Origin of the sequence: Flavobacterium sp. KACC 22758 (assembly GCF_028736135.1) — a bacterium.
GTDB classification, from domain to species: Bacteria; Bacteroidota; Bacteroidia; order Flavobacteriales; family Flavobacteriaceae; genus Flavobacterium; species Flavobacterium johnsoniae.
This window is the reverse complement of record NZ_CP117878.1, coordinates 2,355,985-2,377,461: the sequence shown is the minus strand read 5'-3', so window position 1 is coordinate 2,377,461 and position 21,477 is coordinate 2,355,985. Positions and strand designations below refer to the sequence as shown.

Sequence of the window (21,477 nt, the reverse complement as noted above, 5' to 3'; positions counted from 1 at the left end):
TATGGAAAGTAAAAATTATTTCTTAGCAATTTCTGGTTTAATCAATGAACTCATTTTAAACAAGAATATAAATATTACTAAGTATTCAATAAAATCAGGTTATCCTGAACATTATATTAAATTTTTAGAAGAAGAAAATAATGTAATCATCGCAGACCCAATAAAGGCATTTTACAATAAGATTGGAAGTGTAGAAATACAATGGGATTCTGCAAATGGAGATTTAGATTTATTTGGTGAAATCAATATTGTTGACATTGACCAATTTTTAAACCTAAAAAACTATCAAGAGTATTGGATGAGGCGCTTTAATGAAAGTAATGATGAAGAACAAAACAAGTTTATGCTGATGGCCAAACCCTTTGATTATTTTAATTCTGATGAAACAGAAATTGCATTTTTTAAACAAACTGATAATCAAATCAAAGATAAGTTATATTATTTTAAATCCGGATATGGCTATAGTAATTTAAATTTATCAATAGATGAATACTTCGATAAAATAATAGAAACCAAAGGTTTAACAAAATGGCAAGAACTTTTTTTGATAGGTAAGTTTGAAGAAATTCAAAATTCAGTTAAAATGATTTTTAATAAAGACAATTAAAAAAAGAAATATGATTTCATGAACGAAAAAGTAATGCAGTAACTTCTAAAAACTTTAATCATGCAAAAAACATTCTACCAAAAAGAACTGCTTATTAAAGCGGTACAACAAAGAAAAGGAGCAAATAATAACAAGAAAGACGTTGAAAAAATTCAGTCCTGGCTTAATTTATTTGCTATGCAGAATCCAAACTCTGGAACTGCAACCGATATTGATGGCGATTTTGGTCCGGCAACAGAAAAAGCAGTATTGAATTTTCAAAAAGTCAATGGTCTGCCTCAAACCGGAAATGTAGATCAAAACCTGTTTGATAAACTCGTGTCGCCTCTCAAAAAAGCTTTTGAAAGTCCAATATCCGGAAACAATCTGAGGGAATTAATTCTAAATACAGCACAAAATCATCTTAAAAATCATCCTTTTGAACTTGTCATAAATAACCAAAGTAATACGGGGCCATGGGTTCGAAGTTATATGGATGGAAATGAAGGAACAGAATGGTTTTGGTGTATGGGTTTTGTTCAGGCCATTATCGATCAGGCGGTATCTATTCAGGGAAAAAACTTTAAAATTCTAATGCCGTTAACTTACAGCTGTGATACTGTGGGCACAACTGGTCTTCAGAAAAAGATACTGACCCGTTATCAAACTGCCAGAACCAATTCGGCTTTGATAAAACCAGGAGATATATTTCTTCTTCAAAAAACACCAAACGACTGGATTCACACCGGAATTGTAACTGCTGTTCATGCTGATACCATAGAAACTATTGAAGGCAACACCAATGCCGGCGGTTCTAATAATGGAAATGCTGTCATGAACAAAATCAGAAATTATAAACAATCAAAACTTGATTTTTTTTCAATCGAATCATTAGTATAGAAAGATGGAAAATGTATTTACCTATATCAAAAACCAATTCGTATTTCAGCTTGATACTCTTTTTCAGGTCGAAAATCCAATGGAAAAACCTGTTTTAAATCAAATTGATTCAAATGGTTTTATTGACGAATTTATTATCGAAAATAATCTAACCGAAATTGATATTCTAATTTTGGGACTCGCTCTTGTTCCTCACGTGAAGCCAGATTTTTTGAGTTCGATTATTGCCGAATATTTACCTAACGGTGGTGAATTACCCGAATTTGGCGGCATAAAAACAAAAAATCACCGCGGTATTTTGCCAACAGGAGAAACAGCTCAGTTTTTAATTGCCGGAAATGATCTCGATAACCGAATTTTATTCTATAATTATTTACACAATCAGTCTTTTCTTTATCAAAAAGGAATTATCAAAATAGATTCTGTTCCCAATGGTGAACCTAAACTTAGCGGTCTGCTGATTTTAGAGGACGAATACATCGAAAAATTTATAACCGGAAAAATTCTGAAACCACAGCTAAGCAGTGTTTTCCCAGCACAATTAATAGAAACTCAATTAGACTGGAACGATTTAGTACTCAATTCCAACACTTTAAACCAAATTAAAGAAATCGAAACCTGGCTTAAATTCAACGAAATCCTATTTAACGATTGGAACATGAAAAGCAAAATAAAACCCGGTTTTAGAGTTATGTTTTACGGCGCACCGGGAACAGGAAAAACGCTTACGGTTTCTCTGTTAGGAAAATACACAAAAAGAGACGTTTACAGAATTGATTTGTCGATGATAATTTCGAAATATATTGGCGAAACCGAAAAAAATCTGTCTTCTCTTTTTGACAAAGCGTCAGATAAAGACTGGATTCTGTTTTTTGATGAAGCCGATGCTATTTTTGGAAAAAGAACCAATGTCAGGGATGCTCACGATAAATATGCCAATCAGGAAGTTTCATATTTATTACAGCGCATAGAAAATCATCCTGGATTAGTAATCTTGGCCTCTAATTTCAAAACCAATATTGATGCTGCTTTTACCCGAAGATTTCAATCTATAATTGAGTTTGAAGTACCTTCTTATGGCGAGCGTTTACAGCTTTGGCAAAATAATCTGCCTAAGGGAATTAAGATTGCTGAAGATGTAAATCTTAATGAACTTTCAAAAAAATACGATATTACCGGCGCTAATATTGTCAATATTATTCAATATGCCTGCCTGAGAACTTTAGAAGATAAAAATGAAAGCATCAACCTTAATCATTTACTTCAGGGAATTAAAAAAGAATATGCCAAAGAAGGAAAAATGATGTAAATTATTAAATAATAACAATCTGAATACAAAAACTTTAAATTCATTTTTACTAATATAAAAAGAGATATCAAATATAGTTTGACATCTCTTTTTTATTAATTGAGTTCAGCCGTTAAGCCTGATCAAAAACTTTTCCCAAATGTTCTTCCATAACAAAATACGGATCATCGGTATGTGTCATTGATCTTATATGAATTAAACTGGTTTTGCTCATCATTCTTAACATTTGTCGTCTCTCACATGGTACAAGCTTACCATTCTCCTCTTTCTGCCCTGCTGTAAAAGCACTTCTTCCGTGAGCACACAAATGATTATTCACAAATATAACATCACCTGAATCTGGGATATAATTACTATTAATCAGCTCTTTAGCCTCATTCCAAAACTCTGTTAAATTGTAAAGAGCTTCTGGAGTCTGTCCGGCTTTTTCATTAAATATCTGCTCCGCAGCATCAAATCTAATAAAAGGCAGCTTTTTATTTCCATATAAAACAGAAGCCAGCGGACCATCATTAATTTCTTCCTGATAATTAGCATCTTTAGGACATTGATAAATTGGATCAAAAAGCTTTTCCATTATCTTATTCACCTTACCATGCGACCTTACTGAGTAAAGTGTAGAAGGAACTCTTTCTTCATTTCGCAGATATAGAAAGCTTAAAAAATCAGCCTGATGTAAAAGAAAAGCATCTTCTGTATGAACATACAAATTTGTTTTTGATCCCGAACCTGTTTGTGTAGCTGCCATATTTTCATCTGGAATAACAGCATGAAGGATTCCCCCGCCCTTTCTCTGCGCATAATATTGTACCGGTTTTGAAGGAACTGCACCATGCAGCAAGGAACAAATAAAGCCGTATTTATTGAGTTTTGAGTAATCAGCACTCTGCCAATTCGCGGGAGTCGGTCCCAGATGATCCTGATCTACTTCAAGAAGACCTCTAAAAATAATAGCGCCATATTGGTCAGCTGAAAAATCTGTTCCAAAACGGCTTAAAATTCTGGCTATTCTTTCTGGAAGAAGCTGAAAAGAATACAGATGAAGCGCTTCTATATAATCTGGGTTTTCATAGCTCTTAAATGCCTTTTCCAGCAAAGCGCCCACATTAGACAAAATGTTTCTTTCCTGAGGCGTAACCTCCACTATCAGCGGGCTTGTAGGAATTTGATAAGCATAGTTTTCTTTTACTGGTATCTCATCTTCAATTAATGATTGTGATTTCATTTTTTTAGTTTATTTAATAGTTAACAAAAATTGGGACAAATAATAAACACAAACCGTTAAAAATCAAGCTATATACAAATAAAACATCATTCCATAACATTTTGGCAATGTAGAGAATTTCGTATAATTTTTTTTCTGTTTTATTTTTTTTATAAAGATTAATCTCTACATTTGTTCCTACTGTTTTTATTCATTCTAAATAAAATCTACTTACAAATGTATTTATTTTTATAATTTAAAAAAGAATTTTCTTAAAAAATTTATTAAAAAAATATGAATATTAGCACTAAACCTAGTAAAATCAAGGCATCGGATTTTACACATAGACAAAATATTTCAAAAATCATCCGCACACGGCGAAGTGTTTATGCGGATGAGTTTATAAAGCAGAACATACCCGATGAATTATTAAATGAAATTTTAATAAATGCGACCTATGCGCCTACCCATAAAATGACCGAACCATGGAGGTTTATTGTTTTTAAGGATCGTTATTTAGAGCAGCTGGGATCTTTTCTGGCAGATTATTACAGGGATTTTTATTTTGAAAAGTTTTCTGCTGATGAAGCTGAGGAAAAGTACAATCTGCTAAAAGAATATCCGCTTAATTCAGCTTGTGCTATTGGCGTTGTAATGGTTCGCAATACTAAAATTAACCTGCCCGAATGGGAAGAAGTTGCCGCCGTTTCATGTGCCGTTCAAAACATTGCCCTCTCCTGCACTGCCCATGATATTGGGAGTTACTGGAGTACATCTGCAGGTGCAGTTGATTACGTAAAACAATTTGATCTGGCCGAAAATGAGCAGTCTCTCGGTTTAATTTATGTCGGTTATTATCCAGAAGATCTTGAGCCATCCAAGAAAAAGAGAACCCCGATTTCTAACAAAGTAACTTATTTTAAATAACCTCAATTCTAAAACTTATCATTATGCAAAACCTATTAGACAATGCCCCGGATGTCTTTGTTAAAAGCACCGCTGACGATTTTTATCAGGATATTTTTCATGAAAATTCCGGAACAGAATATGCCAATGCCATAGAATTAGTTCAAAAACGTGTAGCAGGTTTTCTTGAAAATACTAAAATCCCGTTCAGCGGTATTAAACCTGATGAAATCAGGAACAAAGTTGAAGCTGTAAACTTAGATAAGCCCGTTAACGATTATGAAACCCTTTGGGATGAGATAGATGAGATTTATGTAAATCATGCCACTGCTTATCATTTACCAGAATATATAGCGCACTTAAACTGCCCTGTTGTAATTCCTGCTTTAGCGGCCGATGTATTGATTAGCGCTATTAACTCATCGCAAGACACATATGACCAAAGCGCAGGCGGAACATTTATAGAAAGAAAATTGATTGCCTGGACTGGCGAACAAATTGGATACAATGCTGATTGTGATGGTATTTTTACAGGCGGCGGATCACAAAGTAACCTTATGGGACTGCTTTTGGCCAGAGATTATTTTGCGTTGAAATACCTCAACTGGAATATCAAATTAAATGGATGTCCGCCGGATTCAAGTAAATTCAGAATTTTTGTTTCAGAGAAATCTCATTTCAGCAATCAAAAAAATGCTTCTATTCTAGGTCTTGGCGAGCAGTCTATTGTTCAGGTTGTGACAGACAGCCGTTACAGAATGGACGCTGAAAAATTAAAGGAGGCCATTCTTGAAGAAAAAGAAAAAGGCCACATTCCTATTGCTATTGTGGCTACAGCCGGAACAACCGATTTCGGAAATATCGATCCATTATCTGAAATTTCAGTTTTGGCAAAAGAACATGAATTATGGATGCATGTTGACGCGGCTTACGGCTGCGGGTTATTGCTGACAGATACATACAAACATCTGTTAAACGGCATTGAACAAGCTGATTCTGTTACAATTGATTATCATAAATCTTTCTTTCAGCCTATTTGCAGCAGTGCTTTTATGGTGAGAAACAAACAGCATCTTCATATCATAAAACATCATGCCGATTATTTAAATCCTAAAGAACAGGATTACGATGAACTTCCGGCACAAATTAACAAATCTCTGGTACAAAGCACTCGTCGTTTTGACGCTTTAAAACTATGGTGTACACTGCGTTATATGGGCAGAACTAAACTTGGGCAGTACACCGATACCATTATTGAAACGACCAAACAAACAGCTGAAATACTGGAAAACGACAAAGACTTTGAACTCTTAACAGATTCTGATTTAAGTGTTTTGGTTTTTAGATACAAACTAGACGGCTGGCCTGGAGATACTTGCAAAATGAATTTACACATCAAAAAGAAAATGTTTTTTAACGGTGAAGTTCTAGTGGCAAGCACAAAAGTAAATGGCATTTTTTATCTCAAGTTTACCATTTTGAACCCATTAACGACAATCGCACACATCAATAATATCCTTTCAATTATAAAAAAACACGGAAATGACTACATCTTCTCCTAAAGAGATTGCTCAGGAAGCAGTCGATATTACGTTTACCATTTTACTTAACTGTTGTGTTCGCGAACTAGGCAACAACAGTTTTTATGAAGGAATTCCTAAATACGATCCTGTACTAAAATCATATATGTCTAAGTACAATCATGAACTTCATTTAAAACTGGATTTTCCTGTTGATAAAGTTGAAGTATATGCACCAATACGTTACAGATCTGAAACCTTCAGACATTTGTATCATTTTCCGGTAATGGAACGTGATCTTACTATGGAAACCATCAAAGAAATAGATGCAGAACGTCTTTTAGAATTAATTACAAATCATGTAAGACAACAGTATCCGCTGGCAGATTCTAAAAATGTCAAAAAAAGGATGCAGCTGAGTACAGAGAAAATTACACAGTTTTTAGAGCATTTTCAAGCTTCGGGACAGGAATTTAATAAACCTGAAATGACCTTTATAGAAGCTGAACAATTGTTTCCAGCAGGACATTTACTTCATCCGCTTACAAAAGGACGTGAAGGTTTTACGGAAGCAGAAGTTTTAAAATATGCGCCAGAAACGGGCGGGCAGTTTCAATTGTATTATTTTTTAGTACATCCAAATCTGGTTACCGAAAAGTCTGTTGACAATATTTTACCTTCTGATTTTGCAAAAGATTCAGTAGTAGAAGCCAGCAATGGAGATAAAAAAGTACACGATTTACTGGAAAAATATGCAGAATGGAAAGTACTTCCCGTTCATCCGTGGGAAGCAGCTTATTTTAAATCACAAACCACATTTGATACGCTGGTAAAAGAAAATCTGCTTATCGATTTAGGCGAATTTGGAAAAGAATTTACAGCAACCTCATCAGTAAGAACGGTATATAATAATGAAAGCGATTATATGTATAAATTTTCTCTCCATGTAAAAATTACCGGAGCAGAACGCATAAATCATTATCATGAACTTTACAGAGGTTATGAGGTATCCCGTCTAATGCAGACAGCCTGGGGAGATAATGTAAAGAAATCCTATCCAGATATCGAATTGATCTGCGATCCGGGCTTTATATCTGTATCGTATAACGGAAATGTACTGGATAGTTTTTCTACCAGTGTGCGATACAATCCGTTTAAAATCAATATAAACGAAAAAGAAAAGAATGTCTGTTTATTGGCTTCATTATGCCAGGACAGTATATTGGGAGAACCTTCGAGAATGCAGAATGTAATTCAAAAAGCTTCTCAGCAAACCGGATTATCTCTGGAAAAAACCAGTGAACTTTGGTTTAAAAAATACATCGATATTATTGTGGGCGGTGTAGTAAAAATGTTCAATGAGCAGGGAATGTTCTGCGAATGGCATCAGCAAAACACACTTGTACAATTGGATGCGGCTTTTATGCCTGAAAAACTATTTTTCCGTGATAATCAAAGTTTCTTGTTCCGAAAATCTTTTGAAGAACAGCTGAATGAGATTATACCCGGTTTGTCTGAAAATGGAAAAATGTTTATTCCAGACGATCGTTTGTATAATTTATTGCTTCATTATTTCTGGGTTGGCAATATACTAGCAGTTGTAAATACATTTGGCACCAGCCAGCTTGCAGATGAAAAAAATCTCTTAACTATTTTATACGACACTTTAGAGGATTTGCAAAAAGAAGACGAAAGCGGTCTTGTTACGTTTATTCTCGAAAGCAGACATTGGAAAGTAAAAGGCAATTTACTTACGGCACTTAATGATATTGACTGCGGTGGTAATCCGGCTGGTGTTACACGTATCAACTTTCCGAATGTTTTACACAAACGCTTTTTTTCAGAACAATTGATAAATCCAAAAGGAAAAGAATTGGTCTACAACCGCTATTTCCCTAAAGAAGATGTAACGATTAGTCTGCGTCCTCTTGATTTAGAAAATGATCTCGAAATGCTGCATGAATGGTTTCATCGCGATCACGCCAAAGCGAACTGGAAAATGGATTGGCCTCTGCGTGAACTTGAAACGTATTACAGAACCCTTCTTCCGAGTGACGGTTTGTACAGCTACATAGGAATGGCCAACGGCGAACCCACTTTTAATATTGAAGTTTACTGGCCGACCCGTGATGTACTGGGTGATTATTATGATGTTCTCCCTACTGATTATGGAACACATCAATTTATTGCGCCGACAGATCCTAAGCAAAAATTTGTCTCACCATCAACACAATGCATGATTGATTATGTCTTTGCACAAAGTGAAGTAGGCAGAATGGTTGGTGAAGGTTCTGTAGATTCCAGAGCTTCGATGATGAACAAAGCTTTTCATGGCTTTAAAATCGATAAGGTCATCGAAATGCCGCATAAAACCTCAAATCTTAATTTCTGCTATCGCGAATGGTATTGGGAAAAATTTCCGCAGAATAAAGACATTATCATAAACTCAGAAGCAGAACATAATCTTATAAACCAATAATATGGAAGATCGTAAAGTATATTCATTAATAGGCATTGGCATTGGACCTTTTAATTTGGGTTTAGCCGCTTTGTTAGAACCGGTTGATGACGTTTCATCACTTTTTTTTGACCAAAGAGAGCAATTTAACTGGCATCCAGGTTTGCTTTTTGACCATGTAACACTTCAAACTCCATTTTTATGTGACTGTGTATCTATGGCAGATCCTACAAGTAAATTCAGTTTTTTAAATTTCCTTAAAAATACAGACCGCTTATATAAATTTTTCATCCGTGAAAACTTTTTCGTCCTGCGCAAAGAGTACAATTTATACTGCCAATGGGTAATTAAACAGCTGCAAAACTGCCGTTTTTCATCGAGCGTAAGAGAAATTTATTATAAAGACGGCCTTTATGAGCTGCATGTTTTTCATAAAGATCAGGATCAGACCAAAATTTACTATGCCGAAAAATTAGTATTGGGAACTGGAACTGTGCCTATACTTCCTGATTTTGTTGATTTAAATGAAATGGAAAAAGTTTGTCATACGTCAAGCTATCTCTTTAGAAAAGAAGAAATATTAGAACAGGATACCGTTACTGTAATTGGTTCCGGACAAAGTGCTGCCGAAGTTTTCTTTGATCTGCTTCAAAACAGACCTAAAAACTTAAAACTAAATTGGTATTCCCGTCCTGATCGCTTTTTTGCTATGGAATATTCTAAACTTATTTTAGAGCATACATCACCGGATTACATTGACTATTTTCATCAAATGTCGTCTTCAGATCGAAAAGTCATGCTGGATCGTCAGAAATCACAATTTAAAGGAGTCAACTTTGATTTGTTGAATGAGATTTATGATTATATGTATGCCCTTAGTGTAGACAACGATGATATTGGTGTAAAGATCAGACCTAATATTCAATTGGATGATATAACAGCTGGAATTCACAATAATTATGAACTGCATCTGGAACAGGTAGAACAGCACAAAAAGTTTACAGACCAAGCTGACTATGTGATTTTAGGCACGGGATATCATTATCAGGAACCTCAATTTCTTAAAGATATTCAGCATCGCATCAGCAGAACTTCGACAGGCAGTTACGATGTAAAAAGAAATTACACCATCGATACTAACGGCAGCGAAATTTTTGTACAAAACGCAGAAATTCATACGCACAGCTACATATCATCTGATTTAGGCATGGGCGCTTACCGCAATTCTTATATCATTAATGAAGTAGCAAAACGTGAAGTATATAAACTAGAAAAGAGAATTGCTTTTCAGGATTTTGATCTTTCGGGCATTGCTGCAGAAAAGGCAGTCGAAATTAGTATTTAATAGCATTTAAAATGAATATAGAAACAATACCACACTTAGAAGTTTTTACCGCTCAGGTTTGGGAAAAGGTAAATCTTAATCTGCTGGCTAAGAGTTTAGCCGAATTAATGCATGAAGATGTTGCCAAACCTGAAATTATGGGCAGTAAAGATGATCTTACACATTTTAAATTGACAACAGATCTTGCAGATGTTTATTATACTTTTTCAGCTTATCCAAGACTTTTAGAATATTGGCATATTGAAAAAGAAAGTATCCAAAGATGGGAAAACGGAACAGCCTCGCCTGCTAAAGATGTTCTTTGTTTTTTTATGGAATTGCAAAAAACCTTTGGCATTGATTCCTTTACATTGGCAAAATATACAGAAGAACTTCTCAATACATTATATGCTGATGCACATTTATATACCAGAGAAAAATTGAGTTCTGCTGCACTTACACAAGCCGATTATCAGACAATTGAACATCAAATGGAAGGTCATCCGTGGGTAATTGCGAATAAAGGACGTGTTGGTTTTAACAACAGCGAATATCACAGTTATGCTCCCGAAGCCAATAAAAATACTGATTTGTACTGGCTTGCTGCTCATAAAAAAAGAGCCTCATTTAATGCTTTGGAAACTATAAATTTTAATGATTTTTATGCCGATGAATTGGGTGTTGAAGTTTATAACAAATTTCAGGAAAAGCTCCGCAATATGGAACTTGTGGTTGAAGATTACGTTTTTATACCCGTGCATCCATGGCAGTTAAACAATAAAATTTTACTGCAGTTTCATCAGGATTTCGCGAACCAATATTTAGTGATTTTGGGTAAAAGTGACGATGTATATTCGCCTCAGCAAAGTATTCGAACCTTCTTCAATTTAAGTCATCCTTCTAAACATTATGTAAAAACGGCAATCTCTATTTTGAGTACAGGAAACATCCGCGGACTCTCTCCAAAACAAATGGATATTGCGCCAAGAGTTACAAAATGGGTTAAAGAAATGCTTGATAAAGATCCTTATTTTGAGGAAAAAGAAGTTGTGTTATTGGGAGAAGTTGCTACGGTTTCGTATCGTCATCCGCAGTACAATTCCATAACCGACAGTCCGTATCATTATCGCGAAATGCTGGGCGCATTATGGAGAGAAAGTGCCGAGAAATATCGTAAAACTGAAGAAAATCTAATGACAATGGCGTCTTTATTATATATCGATGACAATGACGTTCCTTTTCTGCAGGAACTTATAAACGTTTCCGGACTTAGCACGCAAAGCTGGCTGGAACAATATCTGGAAGCCTACTTAAAACCTTTGCTCCATATTTACTATCAGCATTCTTTATGTGTAACGCCACATGGTGAGAATATTATTCTGGTCATGAAAAACGGAATTCCGCAACGCATTATTATAAAAGATTTTGTTGATGATATTGTTTTAACAGAAGAAGCCAAAGCAAAATTACCAGATGAACTTAAAGACGGTCTTATACAATCCTCTAATAAAGAGAATACACCTTTGTTTATTTTGATAGGTGTTTTTGATGCTTTTTTTAGATACTTATCTGATATTCTACACACTCATATGGATTATGATGAACATCTTTTTTGGAAAACCGTTATAGGATCAATCGAAGAATACAAACAGGATAATCCGCATTTAACAGACCGCTTTGAAAAGTACAATCTTTTTGAGCCTGAGTTTAAGCGATTTTACATTAACAGCTTGAAACTTCTTAATAACGGATATGCTGAACAAACTGGTTTTGCCGTGCCGAAAAAAGGAAGCAAAATGCCTAATCCGCTTTATGTAATCAGGCAATATGAAATGAACGAGTTTACAGAGATCAGCGAAACAATACAACACCAATCATGAAAGTAGTGGTTTTAAGGCTTCAATCTTATACTGATTTGTTTTTTACTGCTGTATTAGGCCGAGAGAAAAAATTCACTTCAGGCAGTATTAATCGCGCAATTGTATTGCTTGCCGTTCCTATGGTTTTAGAACTGGTAATGGAATCTGTTTTTGTTTGTGCCAGCTTATTTTTTGTGAGCAAACTTGGCGCGGCAGCCGTTTCTATTGTGGGTTCCACAGAGTCTGTTATCAGCTTTTCTTATTCGGTTTCAATTGGTCTGAGCATTGCGGCTTCGACTTTAATTGCAAGGCGTGTTGGCGAGCAGAACTTTAAGGATGCAAGCATCACAGCCGGGCAGGTAATAAACATAAGCGTTATCTGCGGTATTCTAATAAGTATTATATGCTTTATATGGAGTAATGAAATACTTGGGCTGGTAGGACTTTCTCCAGCAGTTATAGAACAAGGGAGTTTGTATGCAAAAGTAATGTTTGCCAGCTGCGGTTTTATTATAATCCGTATTGCATTAAATGGTATTCTTCGCGGTGCCGGTTCTGCCTCTATGGCAATGCGAACGCTATGGCTTTCGAATGCATTAAATATTCTCTTGTGTCCTCTCCTTATTTTTGGATGGGGACCAGTACCTGCATTTGGACTATTAGGAGTTGGTATCGCTACCGCGGTGGCACGTTTTATAGGAGTTTGTTATCAGACATTTCATTTGATTAAAGGAACAACCATTATTCAAATTGGAAAAGAGCAGCTGGCGCTTCATCAGGAAACTTTTAAAAAAGTAATCAGACTTACTTTTGGAGGTATGCTCCAGTATTTGATTCCTGCATCGAGCTGGCTGTTTATGATCAAAATCGTTTCTCATTTTGGAGGCAATGCTCTTGCAGGCTATATAATAGCACAGCGCGTTGCATCGATAGTTACTACGCCGGCTTGGGGAATAGGAAATGCTGCGGGAATTTTAACCGGACAAAATTTAGGAGCCCAACAACCCGAAAGAGCCGAAAAATCGGTCTGGAGAGCAGGCATGATCAATATGTGCTTTTTGATTACAGTGGCAATTGGATGGATTTTTATGGCAGATCCTGTTGTCAGAATTTTTTCTGATGTGCCCGAAGTAATTGATAACAGCACAACCTACATTCACATTATTTCCATCGCCTATGTATTATTAGGATACACAATGGTTATTTCCAGAGCGCTTAATGCCGCCGGAAAAGTTATGATCGTCACCCTGCTTTACATCCTCATGTTTTACGTGATACAAATACCGCTTTCTTATGTCTTTGGAGTAGCATTGGGTTTTGGTCCAAAAGGCATTTTTGCAGCTATATTAATTTCAGAACTGGTATTGGCTTTTGGCTGTATCACCATATTCAGAACTGGAAAATGGAAATTGACTAAAGTTTAAAATTAAATAGTATAAATTTTTAACACATAGAGACATAGTTTTTGGACTTGAGAATAGGCATTTCACTTTTACTTAATTCACTAGCTATGTGTGAGAAAGGGGGTTCTTTCAATTATCTTTTTTATAAAACAAAAATCTATGTTTCTATGTGTTTAAAATAATTAAACCCAACACATTAAAAACAAATAACATAAACAAATTAAAATAACATCATTATGAGTACAACACAAGAATTACATCAAGTTTTTGCAACTGCATTTGAAATACCTGTAGAATCAATTACACCAGATTTAGAATATCAGGGTATTGTCGAATGGGATTCTATGAGCCATTTACTTTTAGTTGAGGAACTGGAGCGTTTTTATAATGTTTCTATTTCTATGGAAGATATTCTCGAAATGGGAAACATCGATAAAATAAAAGCAATATTGAAGAAAAACGGCGTAGAAATTCAATAATTCAAAAGAAAAAAGTATGGGACTTTATGATTTAATTAAAAAAAATAAAAAATTAAATTTTATAGATGCAAACACCAAGGTTGTCAAAACGTTTAACGATATACACGAATCTTTAGATATTGAAGATCTTCGTGCAGTTGTTTTCATTTATAATGACAATCAGCTGCCGGCAATCGAAGCATTTTTGAATTTTTATCAAAAAAAGTACACAGTAGCCCTGCTTAATGCGGGGCTGCATCCTGAATTTAAACAAAACCTGGAGAACGAATACAAACCAGCTTATATCTTCGATCCGTCTAGAACGATTGTTGAAGATTATAATTTAAAACAGGTATCAAAAGACATATCTGTTTTTAAAAGAAAAGAAATTCGTCTCTACCCTATTCATGGCGATGTTAAGCTTTTAATGAGTACATCAGGAACCACAGGGTCTCCAAAATTTGTTAAGATTTCAGATGATAATCTGGTACAGAATGCTTTATCTATCATGGAGTATATGCCAATAACGGAACACGATGTTGTTCCGTTAAATGTACCTATTAATTTTGTGTATGGCTTTTCCATTTTTACAACAAATTGTATAAAAGCAAATACAATTGTATGTACGGAAAGAGATGTGCTCCAAAAAGAATTCTGGTCAGATCTTGCCGAATATGGCTACTCGACTTTAAGCGGCGTTCCTTATTTTTATGAGTTACTGCATCGTTTTGGCTTCTTTAAAAAAGACACACCTTCTGTACGCTATTTCACCCATACGGGAGGAATGCTGAACCAAGAACTGGCAAACGTGATTTCAAATTATACCCATATTTACGATAAACAGTTTTTTGCACAATACGGACAAACTGAAGCCAGCGGCAGAATGGCTTATTTACCTCCAAAAGATTTTGAGACAAAAGGAACATCAATAGGATTTCCTGTAAAAAATGGAAGATTTGAAATTGATGAAAACACAGGAGAACTTATTTATTACGGTCCTAATGTTTCCGGAGGTTATGCCAATAACATTTTCGATCTTCAGCATTATGAACAGACAGATAAACTTTATACCGGCGATCTGGCAGAAAAAGATGAATCTGGATATTTTCATATTAAAGGACGTATTAAACGTATTATGAAACTATTTGGTGTCCGTTTAAACCTTGATGAGGTTGAGGTTTTGCTTAAAAATCAACTGGGAGGACAAACTTTTATCTGTATAAGTGTTCAGGACAAATATCTTGGCGTTATACATCAGGATGCTTCTTTACTCCGCGAAACCATAACACAGGTAATTAAGGAAAAACTGGGATTGCATGCCAGTTCAATAAAAAACTATTATTTCGATCAAGTGCCTCTGACTGTTAACGGTAAAGTTGATTATCCTGCTATAAACAGATACATCAACGAAAACGAAAATGCAGTTGCAGCTGCAAAAACAGTTGTCGGGTAATTTTAAATATCTAACTAACAATTAGGCGAAAACCTAAAATAAAAAAACAAAACCATGGAACAGCAAAGCAAAAGAATCCCGGCACTTGATTTAATAAAAGGAATGAGTGTTATAGGAATGATAATTATACATACACTGTTGACATTTGCAGATGTCAAATCACAGTCGGAAACCGTTATTGGAAGTTTTATTGTTTTCCTGGGCAGAGGAACTTCTATTTTTCTAATCTGTATGGGAATAACATTTATGACTTCTCGTCATCAAAGCCTTACTAGTTCTCTAAAGCGAGGCGGACTGCTTTTGGCGGCGGCTCTTTTTATGAATTTCTTAAAATTCATTTTTCCGGTAATTTTTGGTTTTGCACCAGATAATTTCATACAACGATACGGATGGCACGGACCAATTGAACAGCAGTATTTGTATTTAATGTTACTGGGCGACATACTTCAATTAGCAGGAATGTCTTTGCTGTTCATTGGTTTTATTCGAAAATATGTTACCAATAAATACGGAATCTTAGCCATTGGCTTATTAATAGCATTAGTTTCCAGAGAAGTCAGCGGCATCAATTTGAATTATCCTGTAATTAATTATGTGCTGGATCTTCTTTTCAATAATGATTTTCCGGCATACGTTTATTTTCCTGTTTTTCCATGGATGTCTTTTATTATCATAGGGATGTTTTTTGGTAAATGGTATCAGGAACTTAATTATAACAGACCTCAATTGTTTAAGAGTATGCTGTATATCGGTATTTTATTTACTTTATCAGGCGCTCCCCTAGTTTTTATTTACGGAGATTACAATTATAATGGTTTTTACCATATGGGACCAGGTGGTGTCCTTTATTTCGCAGGATGGACGTTAATTTTCTTATGGATTATTTATAAAATATCAGTAAATATTAGAGAAAATAAGTTTGTTCGACTTTTAAAATACTGCAGCAAGAACCTGACTTCTATGTACATGACACAATGGATATTAATTTCTTGGGGCAAAGGCATCTTCGGTTTTAGAGAAAATGGAATAACAACGGTACTGGCACTTATAGTAATGTATATAGCATTGACTTTTTCAGTTCAGATACTTTTTGATTTATTGAAAAAAAAGAGCCAGAAATCAAAGGCTATTGAAGTACTTAATTAAAATTTAATATATTTTATTTAACATTTAGATATTATTAATAGATAATTTCATACTTTTGAATTTTTATTTATTCTAAATAAGGATAATTACTAATTCTAAGTATATTTCATGAATCTCAAAATAGTATTGCTCTTTTTATTTTCGTCGACATTTTTACTCGCACAAAACAGAATCACCGGAAAAGTAAATGATGAACACGGAAACCCGTTAAGCGGTGTTAACATTCAGCTTTTAGGAACACAAATAAATGCTGCAACAAATGCAGACGGGTTTTATCAAATAGAAAATCTGGCAAAAGGCAGTTATACTATTGAAGTTAGCTTAGATGGATATGTTTCGAAGAAACAGACTATTGCTTTAGAAAATTCTCTAAATACTACAGTTGCTATAACTTTAGAAAAAGCGCATACATCAAAAGAAGCAGAGAAATTAAATGACGTACTGGTAAAAGGTGTGTCTGAAAAAAGAAAAAAAGAGGAAACAGCAGAAGCCGTTTCTGTAATAGAAATGAAGGAAGCTAAATTTAAAACGGCAGATTTAGGCGAAGTGCTTGCCCAAACACAGGGTATTAATGTTAGGCGTACCGGAGGTTTAGGTTCAAGAACCAATTTTTCGATGAATGGACTTACAGGAAATCAAATCCGATTTTTCCTGGAAGGAATTCCTTTGGAATATCACGGTTATACTTTCGGGATTTCAACAGTTCCGGTTAATTTAGTAGATCGTGTTGAGGTTTATAAAGGAGTCGTTCCTATCGAATTTGGAGCAGATGCTCTTGGCGGTGCTGTTAATTTAATTACTCCCAAAATAAAATCTGGTTTCAGCGGTTCATTTTCTGCTCAGGCAGGATCTTTTGGAACTTACAGAACTTCATTGATACTTAGTGACTACAATAAAAAGACTGGATTTTTTATAAAAGGAAACGGATTTTACGACGCTTCTAAAAACAATTATAAAGTAGATGTTGATGTTCCGGATGATGCCGGCAAGATCAAAAAAGTAACGGTTCCTAGATTTCATGATGCCTACAAAGGCTACGGATTGCAGTTGGTAACAGGTGTAAAAGACAGAATCTGGGCAAAAGAATTAAGTATAGAAGGATTTTATACTGATTACACAAAAGAAATTCAGCACAATCAATTAATGGTTGGCGTTCCTTACGGAGAAGTTATGACGTACCGAAAATCGGCTGGAACTGTCCTAACCTATCGCAATGACTTTAGTGATAATTTTAATTTAGACTTTATTTCGGGATACAATTACAGAGAACGCCAGTTTAAAGATATATCTGATTATGTTTACAATTGGTACGGTGAACGTATCGAAGGTTCTGCAGGAAATATTAAAGGAGAAATTTCAGAATCTACAGGTCCAAGTGATACTTACACCTGGAATAATGATGTTTTTTCACGCCTGAAAGCTTCATGGAAAATCAATGAGCAGTATGCAGTGAGTTTTACTTCAGCACCTACCTACTCCAAACAAACCGGAGATGACAGACTTATTGACGGCTATGATCCTGCCGCTGCGGTAAGAGATTTGTTTACATGGGTTAATGGTGCAGACTTTAAAATAAATGCCTTTAATGAAAAATTAGAAAATCTTTTCTTTGTTAAAAATTATTGGCAGAAAATCAATTCTGAGGAAAAAATACCTTCAAATAATTCAGTAATAAAAGAAGACAGAAGCGTAAACTATTTTGGTTTTGGAGATGGATTCCGTTTTAAATTCAATGAACAATTTGCAGCGAGATTAACGTACGAATATGCTACCCGCCTGCCGCAGACAGATGAATTGTTTGGAGACGGCCAATTTATACAAGGTAATCTAAACTTAAAACCGGAACGCAGTCACAACATTAATTTTGAACTTTTCTTCAAGTCAAAAGAAAATTATGAAAAGAGTACCTGGCAGGTTCAGACCAATCTTTTTTTAAGAAAAATAGACAATCAAATCTTATTTGTTCCAAGTCTCGATCGTAATAATATCTATCAAAATGTATTTGCAGCGACTTCTAAAGGAATTGAAGCGGCGGGAAGCTGGACTTCTAAAAACGACAGGCTTTCATTTCACGCAAACAGTACATACCAGCATTTTTATAATGACTCAAACGAAGGAATATTTGTCGCTTATAAAGGAGACAGAGTACCAAATCAGCCTTACTTTTTTGCTAACGGAGGCGCAGCTTATTCTTTTCACAACCTAATTGGCAAGTCTGATAAATTATCCTTTTTCCTTGATGCAAGATATGTATATGAATTTTTCAGAAGCTGGGAAAGTGCTTCTGTAAATCCGTTTGTAATTCCAAGCCAGCAGACTTTTGATTTTGGATCGACGTATCATAACAGCTTTAACGGAATTAAATATGCCTTAACCGCAGAAATACAAAACTTAAGCAACGAAAAAAATTATGACTTTTTTGGTGTACAAAAACCAGGAAGATCATTCAATATAAAATTAGTAACCCAATTTTAATTTAATTATATAACCAATCAATATGAAAACAAATCGATTTTTTATAAAAAATGCTGCATTAGCCATAATGTGTTCTTTATTTGCATTAACATCGTGCAGCTCAGATGATAACAAGACAGATGACGAAGGTCAGGGTAATAATCCTGCAGTTATTGCTGCAGTTCGTGTAAATACTCCTTCAGGAAGAGTTTTTTATTTAGGAGCTTATGACAAATTCCCTTCAACTCTTGATTATAAAACAATGACAGAGATTGGTCCTGGTGCTACAATTTATTCGTATGGCGAACATCCGTATGTATGGAATGGTACTGCTTCAACCTTAACAAGATACAATGTAAGCAACGACATGAAAATTTCGGCTTCAGATGCTTTAAGTCTTGCAGGAACAGGTGTAAGCGGTACTTTTGGCCCTCCTGCTTTCGTCTCTGAAACAGAAGCTTATTTTTTCGCCTTAAATGATGGAAAAATTATCAAGTTCAACCCAACAAGTATGACAATAACTGAAACTATAGCAGTTACTCCATTACCATTAAGTAATGATGCTGCTGTTAAAACATCTACTTACAGCAGTTATGTTACTTCTGCAAAAAAAATTATTTTACCTGTGGGCGCAACACCAACAGATTATAATAAGTTTCCACAATATGCACAAATTGCAGTTTTTGATATTGCATCAAAAGTGGTTACTTATGTTAAGGATACACGTATGTCAATGGGATATTTTACTTTTGCTAAAGGTAATGACGGAACTTTGTATTACAGATCTTCTCGTGAAACAGCTCTTTCTTTAGATTACAGTACTGTAACTGGCAACCCGCCAACAGGTGGATTATTAAAGGTAAATCCTGACGGAACATTTGATCCTAACTTCTTTGTAGATCTAAGAGCTGCTATAAATGCACATTCAGTAAATGTAGTGCCTTATGTTAACGGAGATAAAGCACTTGCTCAATATTTAGATAACACATTTACGCCTCCGGCTAAACCTGCAGAATGGTACAATGCTACAACTAAATATGCACTTGTAGATTTAAAAACTCTAAAAGTAGAACCTTTTACTTCTTTTGAACAATACGGAACAGTATACTCAGTAGGAACAATTGATGGTGTTGAGTATTATGGAAACATTCCTACTGACAGTAATAATTTCAAATACAGACTTTTAAAACAAAAAGGAGCTGCTGAATTTGAAGCAATTTCTGAAGCTCTGGGCGGTAGTTTAATCTTTGTTGGAAAATTAAGATAAGCATTCTTCTTTAATTTTTTTTTTAGAATATAAATGGTGTTTCAATTATAAAATTTAAACACAGATTATTCGTTAAAAAAAGAATCTGCCCAGAAAAGGACAGATTCTTTTTTTTTAAGCTTAAATGAATGATTTTTGATTTAAATTACTAAATTACAATTGTTTAATTTTATCTCATCATCATCTATAAAGAATCATTTACTCTAATTAAATAATAGAAAAAATGGCAAACATCAAACCTTTCCTCACAGTTAATAACGGAATAAAAGCGGTTGAATTTTACATTGAAGCTTTTGGAGCTGTCGAATCACAAAGATTTGAACTGGAAAACAACAAAATATCTTCAGTAATACAAATTGAGGATTCTGAATTTTATCTTAGCGATGAAGAAGCATGTGATGGAAGTCAAATTATAAATCAGACACATAATACGCTCATTAGGATAATTCTGGAAACTAAAAATGCAGATAAGATATTTGAAAATGCAGTAAAATTTGGTGCAACAGTAATTTGCCCCATAGCAACTGAAGAAGACTGGAGAATTGGAAAGCTAAAAGATCCGTTTGGGCATATTTGGGAAATTGGCTATCCATTGTAAACTAACATTCAAAAATAAAACATAAACAAATTTAAAAAACTTTAAAGTCTTTTGTTTCTTAGGTTCGCTTTTTTTCAATCTGATATACAAAATTCAATTTTGGGCTTTCGCCAAAGTAAGCCACTACTTCTTCATCAATCTTCTCGGCATTCAATCTTGAAATTGCTATTTGTGATCTAATATTTTCTGAGCCAATGTGAAATTTTACTTTTGAAACATAATCAAAAACATAATCCAGCATTGTATTTTTTACACTTTGATTAAAGCCTTTTCCCCAGCAGGATACAGCATAAAAAGTATATCCAATAAAAATACTATCGTCTGTCTCACTGTAATCATAAAACCGTGTGCTTCCAATAACTTTTTCGGTTTGTTTGTCTATAATTTTAAAAGCGCCCCGGCTTTTTATGGCACCTTCAAAAAACTTTTCAAAAACCTCTTTTTTCCATCGGTCTTTATTAGGGTGCTGTTCCCAAATTTTCGGATCGAAAGCCGCTTCATATAGAGCATCAAAATCCTTTTCCTCTAAAGGATATAGAACACAAAGATCATTTTCTAAAATGGGTTGTAAATTAAAAGTCATAACGTATAATTTTAATTCCTAAAATTGCACAAAAGTATTTACTGAATCA

Annotated in this window: 17 protein-coding genes; 15 read left to right on the top strand and 2 right to left on the bottom strand. The window is 34.7% G+C overall.

Going from position 1 to position 21,477, the window contains the following annotated elements; translation table 11 throughout:
• Position 1 precedes the first annotated feature (1 nt).
• Genes PQ462_RS10210 through PQ462_RS10200 form a run of 3 tightly spaced genes read left to right on the top strand, consistent with a single transcriptional unit; the run spans position 2 to position 2,795 of the window.
• Positions 2-607, top strand: coding sequence for a hypothetical protein (locus PQ462_RS10210; RefSeq protein ID WP_274253376.1), 606 nt, complete (start codon positions 2-4; stop codon positions 605-607).
• A gap of 60 nt (positions 608-667) precedes the next feature.
• Positions 668-1,486, top strand: coding sequence for a peptidoglycan-binding protein (locus PQ462_RS10205; protein ID WP_274253375.1), 819 nt, complete (start codon positions 668-670; stop codon positions 1,484-1,486).
• A gap of 4 nt (positions 1,487-1,490) precedes the next feature.
• Positions 1,491-2,795 (top strand): ATP-binding protein, encoded by a 1,305-nt coding sequence (locus tag PQ462_RS10200; protein WP_274253374.1) that lies wholly within the window; start codon positions 1,491-1,493, stop codon positions 2,793-2,795.
• Positions 2,796-2,907: 112 nt separating this feature from the next.
• On the opposite strand, the gene PQ462_RS10195 is transcribed toward PQ462_RS10200, so the two are convergent.
• The gene (locus tag PQ462_RS10195) at positions 2,908-4,020 is read right to left on the bottom strand and encodes a taurine catabolism dioxygenase TauD (RefSeq protein WP_274253373.1); all 1,113 of its coding nucleotides are present in this window, start codon (positions 4,018-4,020) and stop codon (positions 2,908-2,910) included.
• A 273-nt stretch (positions 4,021-4,293) separates the two neighbouring features.
• On the opposite strand from PQ462_RS10195, the gene PQ462_RS10190 reads away from it, so the two are divergent.
• From PQ462_RS10190 to PQ462_RS10135, 12 genes are all read left to right on the top strand, one after another.
• Positions 4,294-4,926 (top strand): nitroreductase family protein, encoded by a 633-nt coding sequence (locus tag PQ462_RS10190; RefSeq protein ID WP_274253372.1) that lies wholly within the window; start codon positions 4,294-4,296, stop codon positions 4,924-4,926.
• A gap of 23 nt (positions 4,927-4,949) precedes the next feature.
• Complete coding sequence (locus PQ462_RS10185; RefSeq protein WP_274253371.1) at positions 4,950-6,467, top strand: pyridoxal phosphate-dependent decarboxylase family protein; 1,518 nt, start codon at positions 4,950-4,952, stop codon at positions 6,465-6,467.
• On the top strand, positions 6,448-8,904 hold the full coding sequence (locus PQ462_RS10180) for a GNAT family N-acetyltransferase (RefSeq protein ID WP_274253370.1): 2,457 nt from the start codon (positions 6,448-6,450) through the stop codon (positions 8,902-8,904). The genes PQ462_RS10185 and PQ462_RS10180 overlap by 20 nt, the downstream gene beginning before the upstream one ends.
• Position 8,905: 1 nt before the next feature.
• Entirely contained in the window at positions 8,906-10,228 is a 1,323-nt protein-coding gene (locus PQ462_RS10175; RefSeq protein ID WP_274253369.1) for a lysine N(6)-hydroxylase/L-ornithine N(5)-oxygenase family protein, read from the top strand.
• Between the two features lie 11 nt (positions 10,229-10,239).
• The gene (locus PQ462_RS10170) at positions 10,240-12,087 is read left to right on the top strand and encodes an IucA/IucC family protein (protein ID WP_274253368.1); all 1,848 of its coding nucleotides are present in this window, start codon (positions 10,240-10,242) and stop codon (positions 12,085-12,087) included.
• Complete coding sequence (locus PQ462_RS10165; RefSeq protein WP_274253367.1) at positions 12,084-13,490, top strand: MATE family efflux transporter; 1,407 nt, start codon at positions 12,084-12,086, stop codon at positions 13,488-13,490. The genes PQ462_RS10170 and PQ462_RS10165 overlap by 4 nt, the downstream gene beginning before the upstream one ends.
• A gap of 215 nt (positions 13,491-13,705) precedes the next feature.
• Positions 13,706-13,948 (top strand): acyl carrier protein, encoded by a 243-nt coding sequence (locus PQ462_RS10160; RefSeq protein WP_012025162.1) that lies wholly within the window; start codon positions 13,706-13,708, stop codon positions 13,946-13,948.
• Between the two features lie 16 nt (positions 13,949-13,964).
• On the top strand, positions 13,965-15,380 hold the full coding sequence (locus PQ462_RS10155) for an AMP-binding protein (protein ID WP_274253366.1): 1,416 nt from the start codon (positions 13,965-13,967) through the stop codon (positions 15,378-15,380).
• A 54-nt stretch (positions 15,381-15,434) separates the two neighbouring features.
• Entirely contained in the window at positions 15,435-16,526 is a 1,092-nt protein-coding gene (locus PQ462_RS10150; protein ID WP_274253364.1) for a heparan-alpha-glucosaminide N-acetyltransferase domain-containing protein, read from the top strand.
• A gap of 108 nt (positions 16,527-16,634) precedes the next feature.
• Positions 16,635-19,001, top strand: a complete 2,367-nt coding sequence (locus PQ462_RS10145) for a TonB-dependent receptor (protein ID WP_274253363.1) — start codon at positions 16,635-16,637, stop codon at positions 18,999-19,001.
• 22 nt (positions 19,002-19,023) lie between these two features.
• A complete protein-coding gene (locus PQ462_RS10140; RefSeq protein ID WP_274253362.1) occupies positions 19,024-20,247 on the top strand; it encodes a hypothetical protein in 1,224 nt (407 codons plus the stop codon).
• Between the two features lie 223 nt (positions 20,248-20,470).
• Positions 20,471-20,845 (top strand): VOC family protein, encoded by a 375-nt coding sequence (locus PQ462_RS10135; RefSeq protein ID WP_274253361.1) that lies wholly within the window; start codon positions 20,471-20,473, stop codon positions 20,843-20,845.
• A 58-nt stretch (positions 20,846-20,903) separates the two neighbouring features.
• On the opposite strand, the gene PQ462_RS10130 is transcribed toward PQ462_RS10135, so the two are convergent.
• Entirely contained in the window at positions 20,904-21,428 is a 525-nt protein-coding gene (locus tag PQ462_RS10130) for a GNAT family N-acetyltransferase (RefSeq protein WP_274253360.1), read from the bottom strand.
• Positions 21,429-21,477 lie beyond the last annotated feature (49 nt).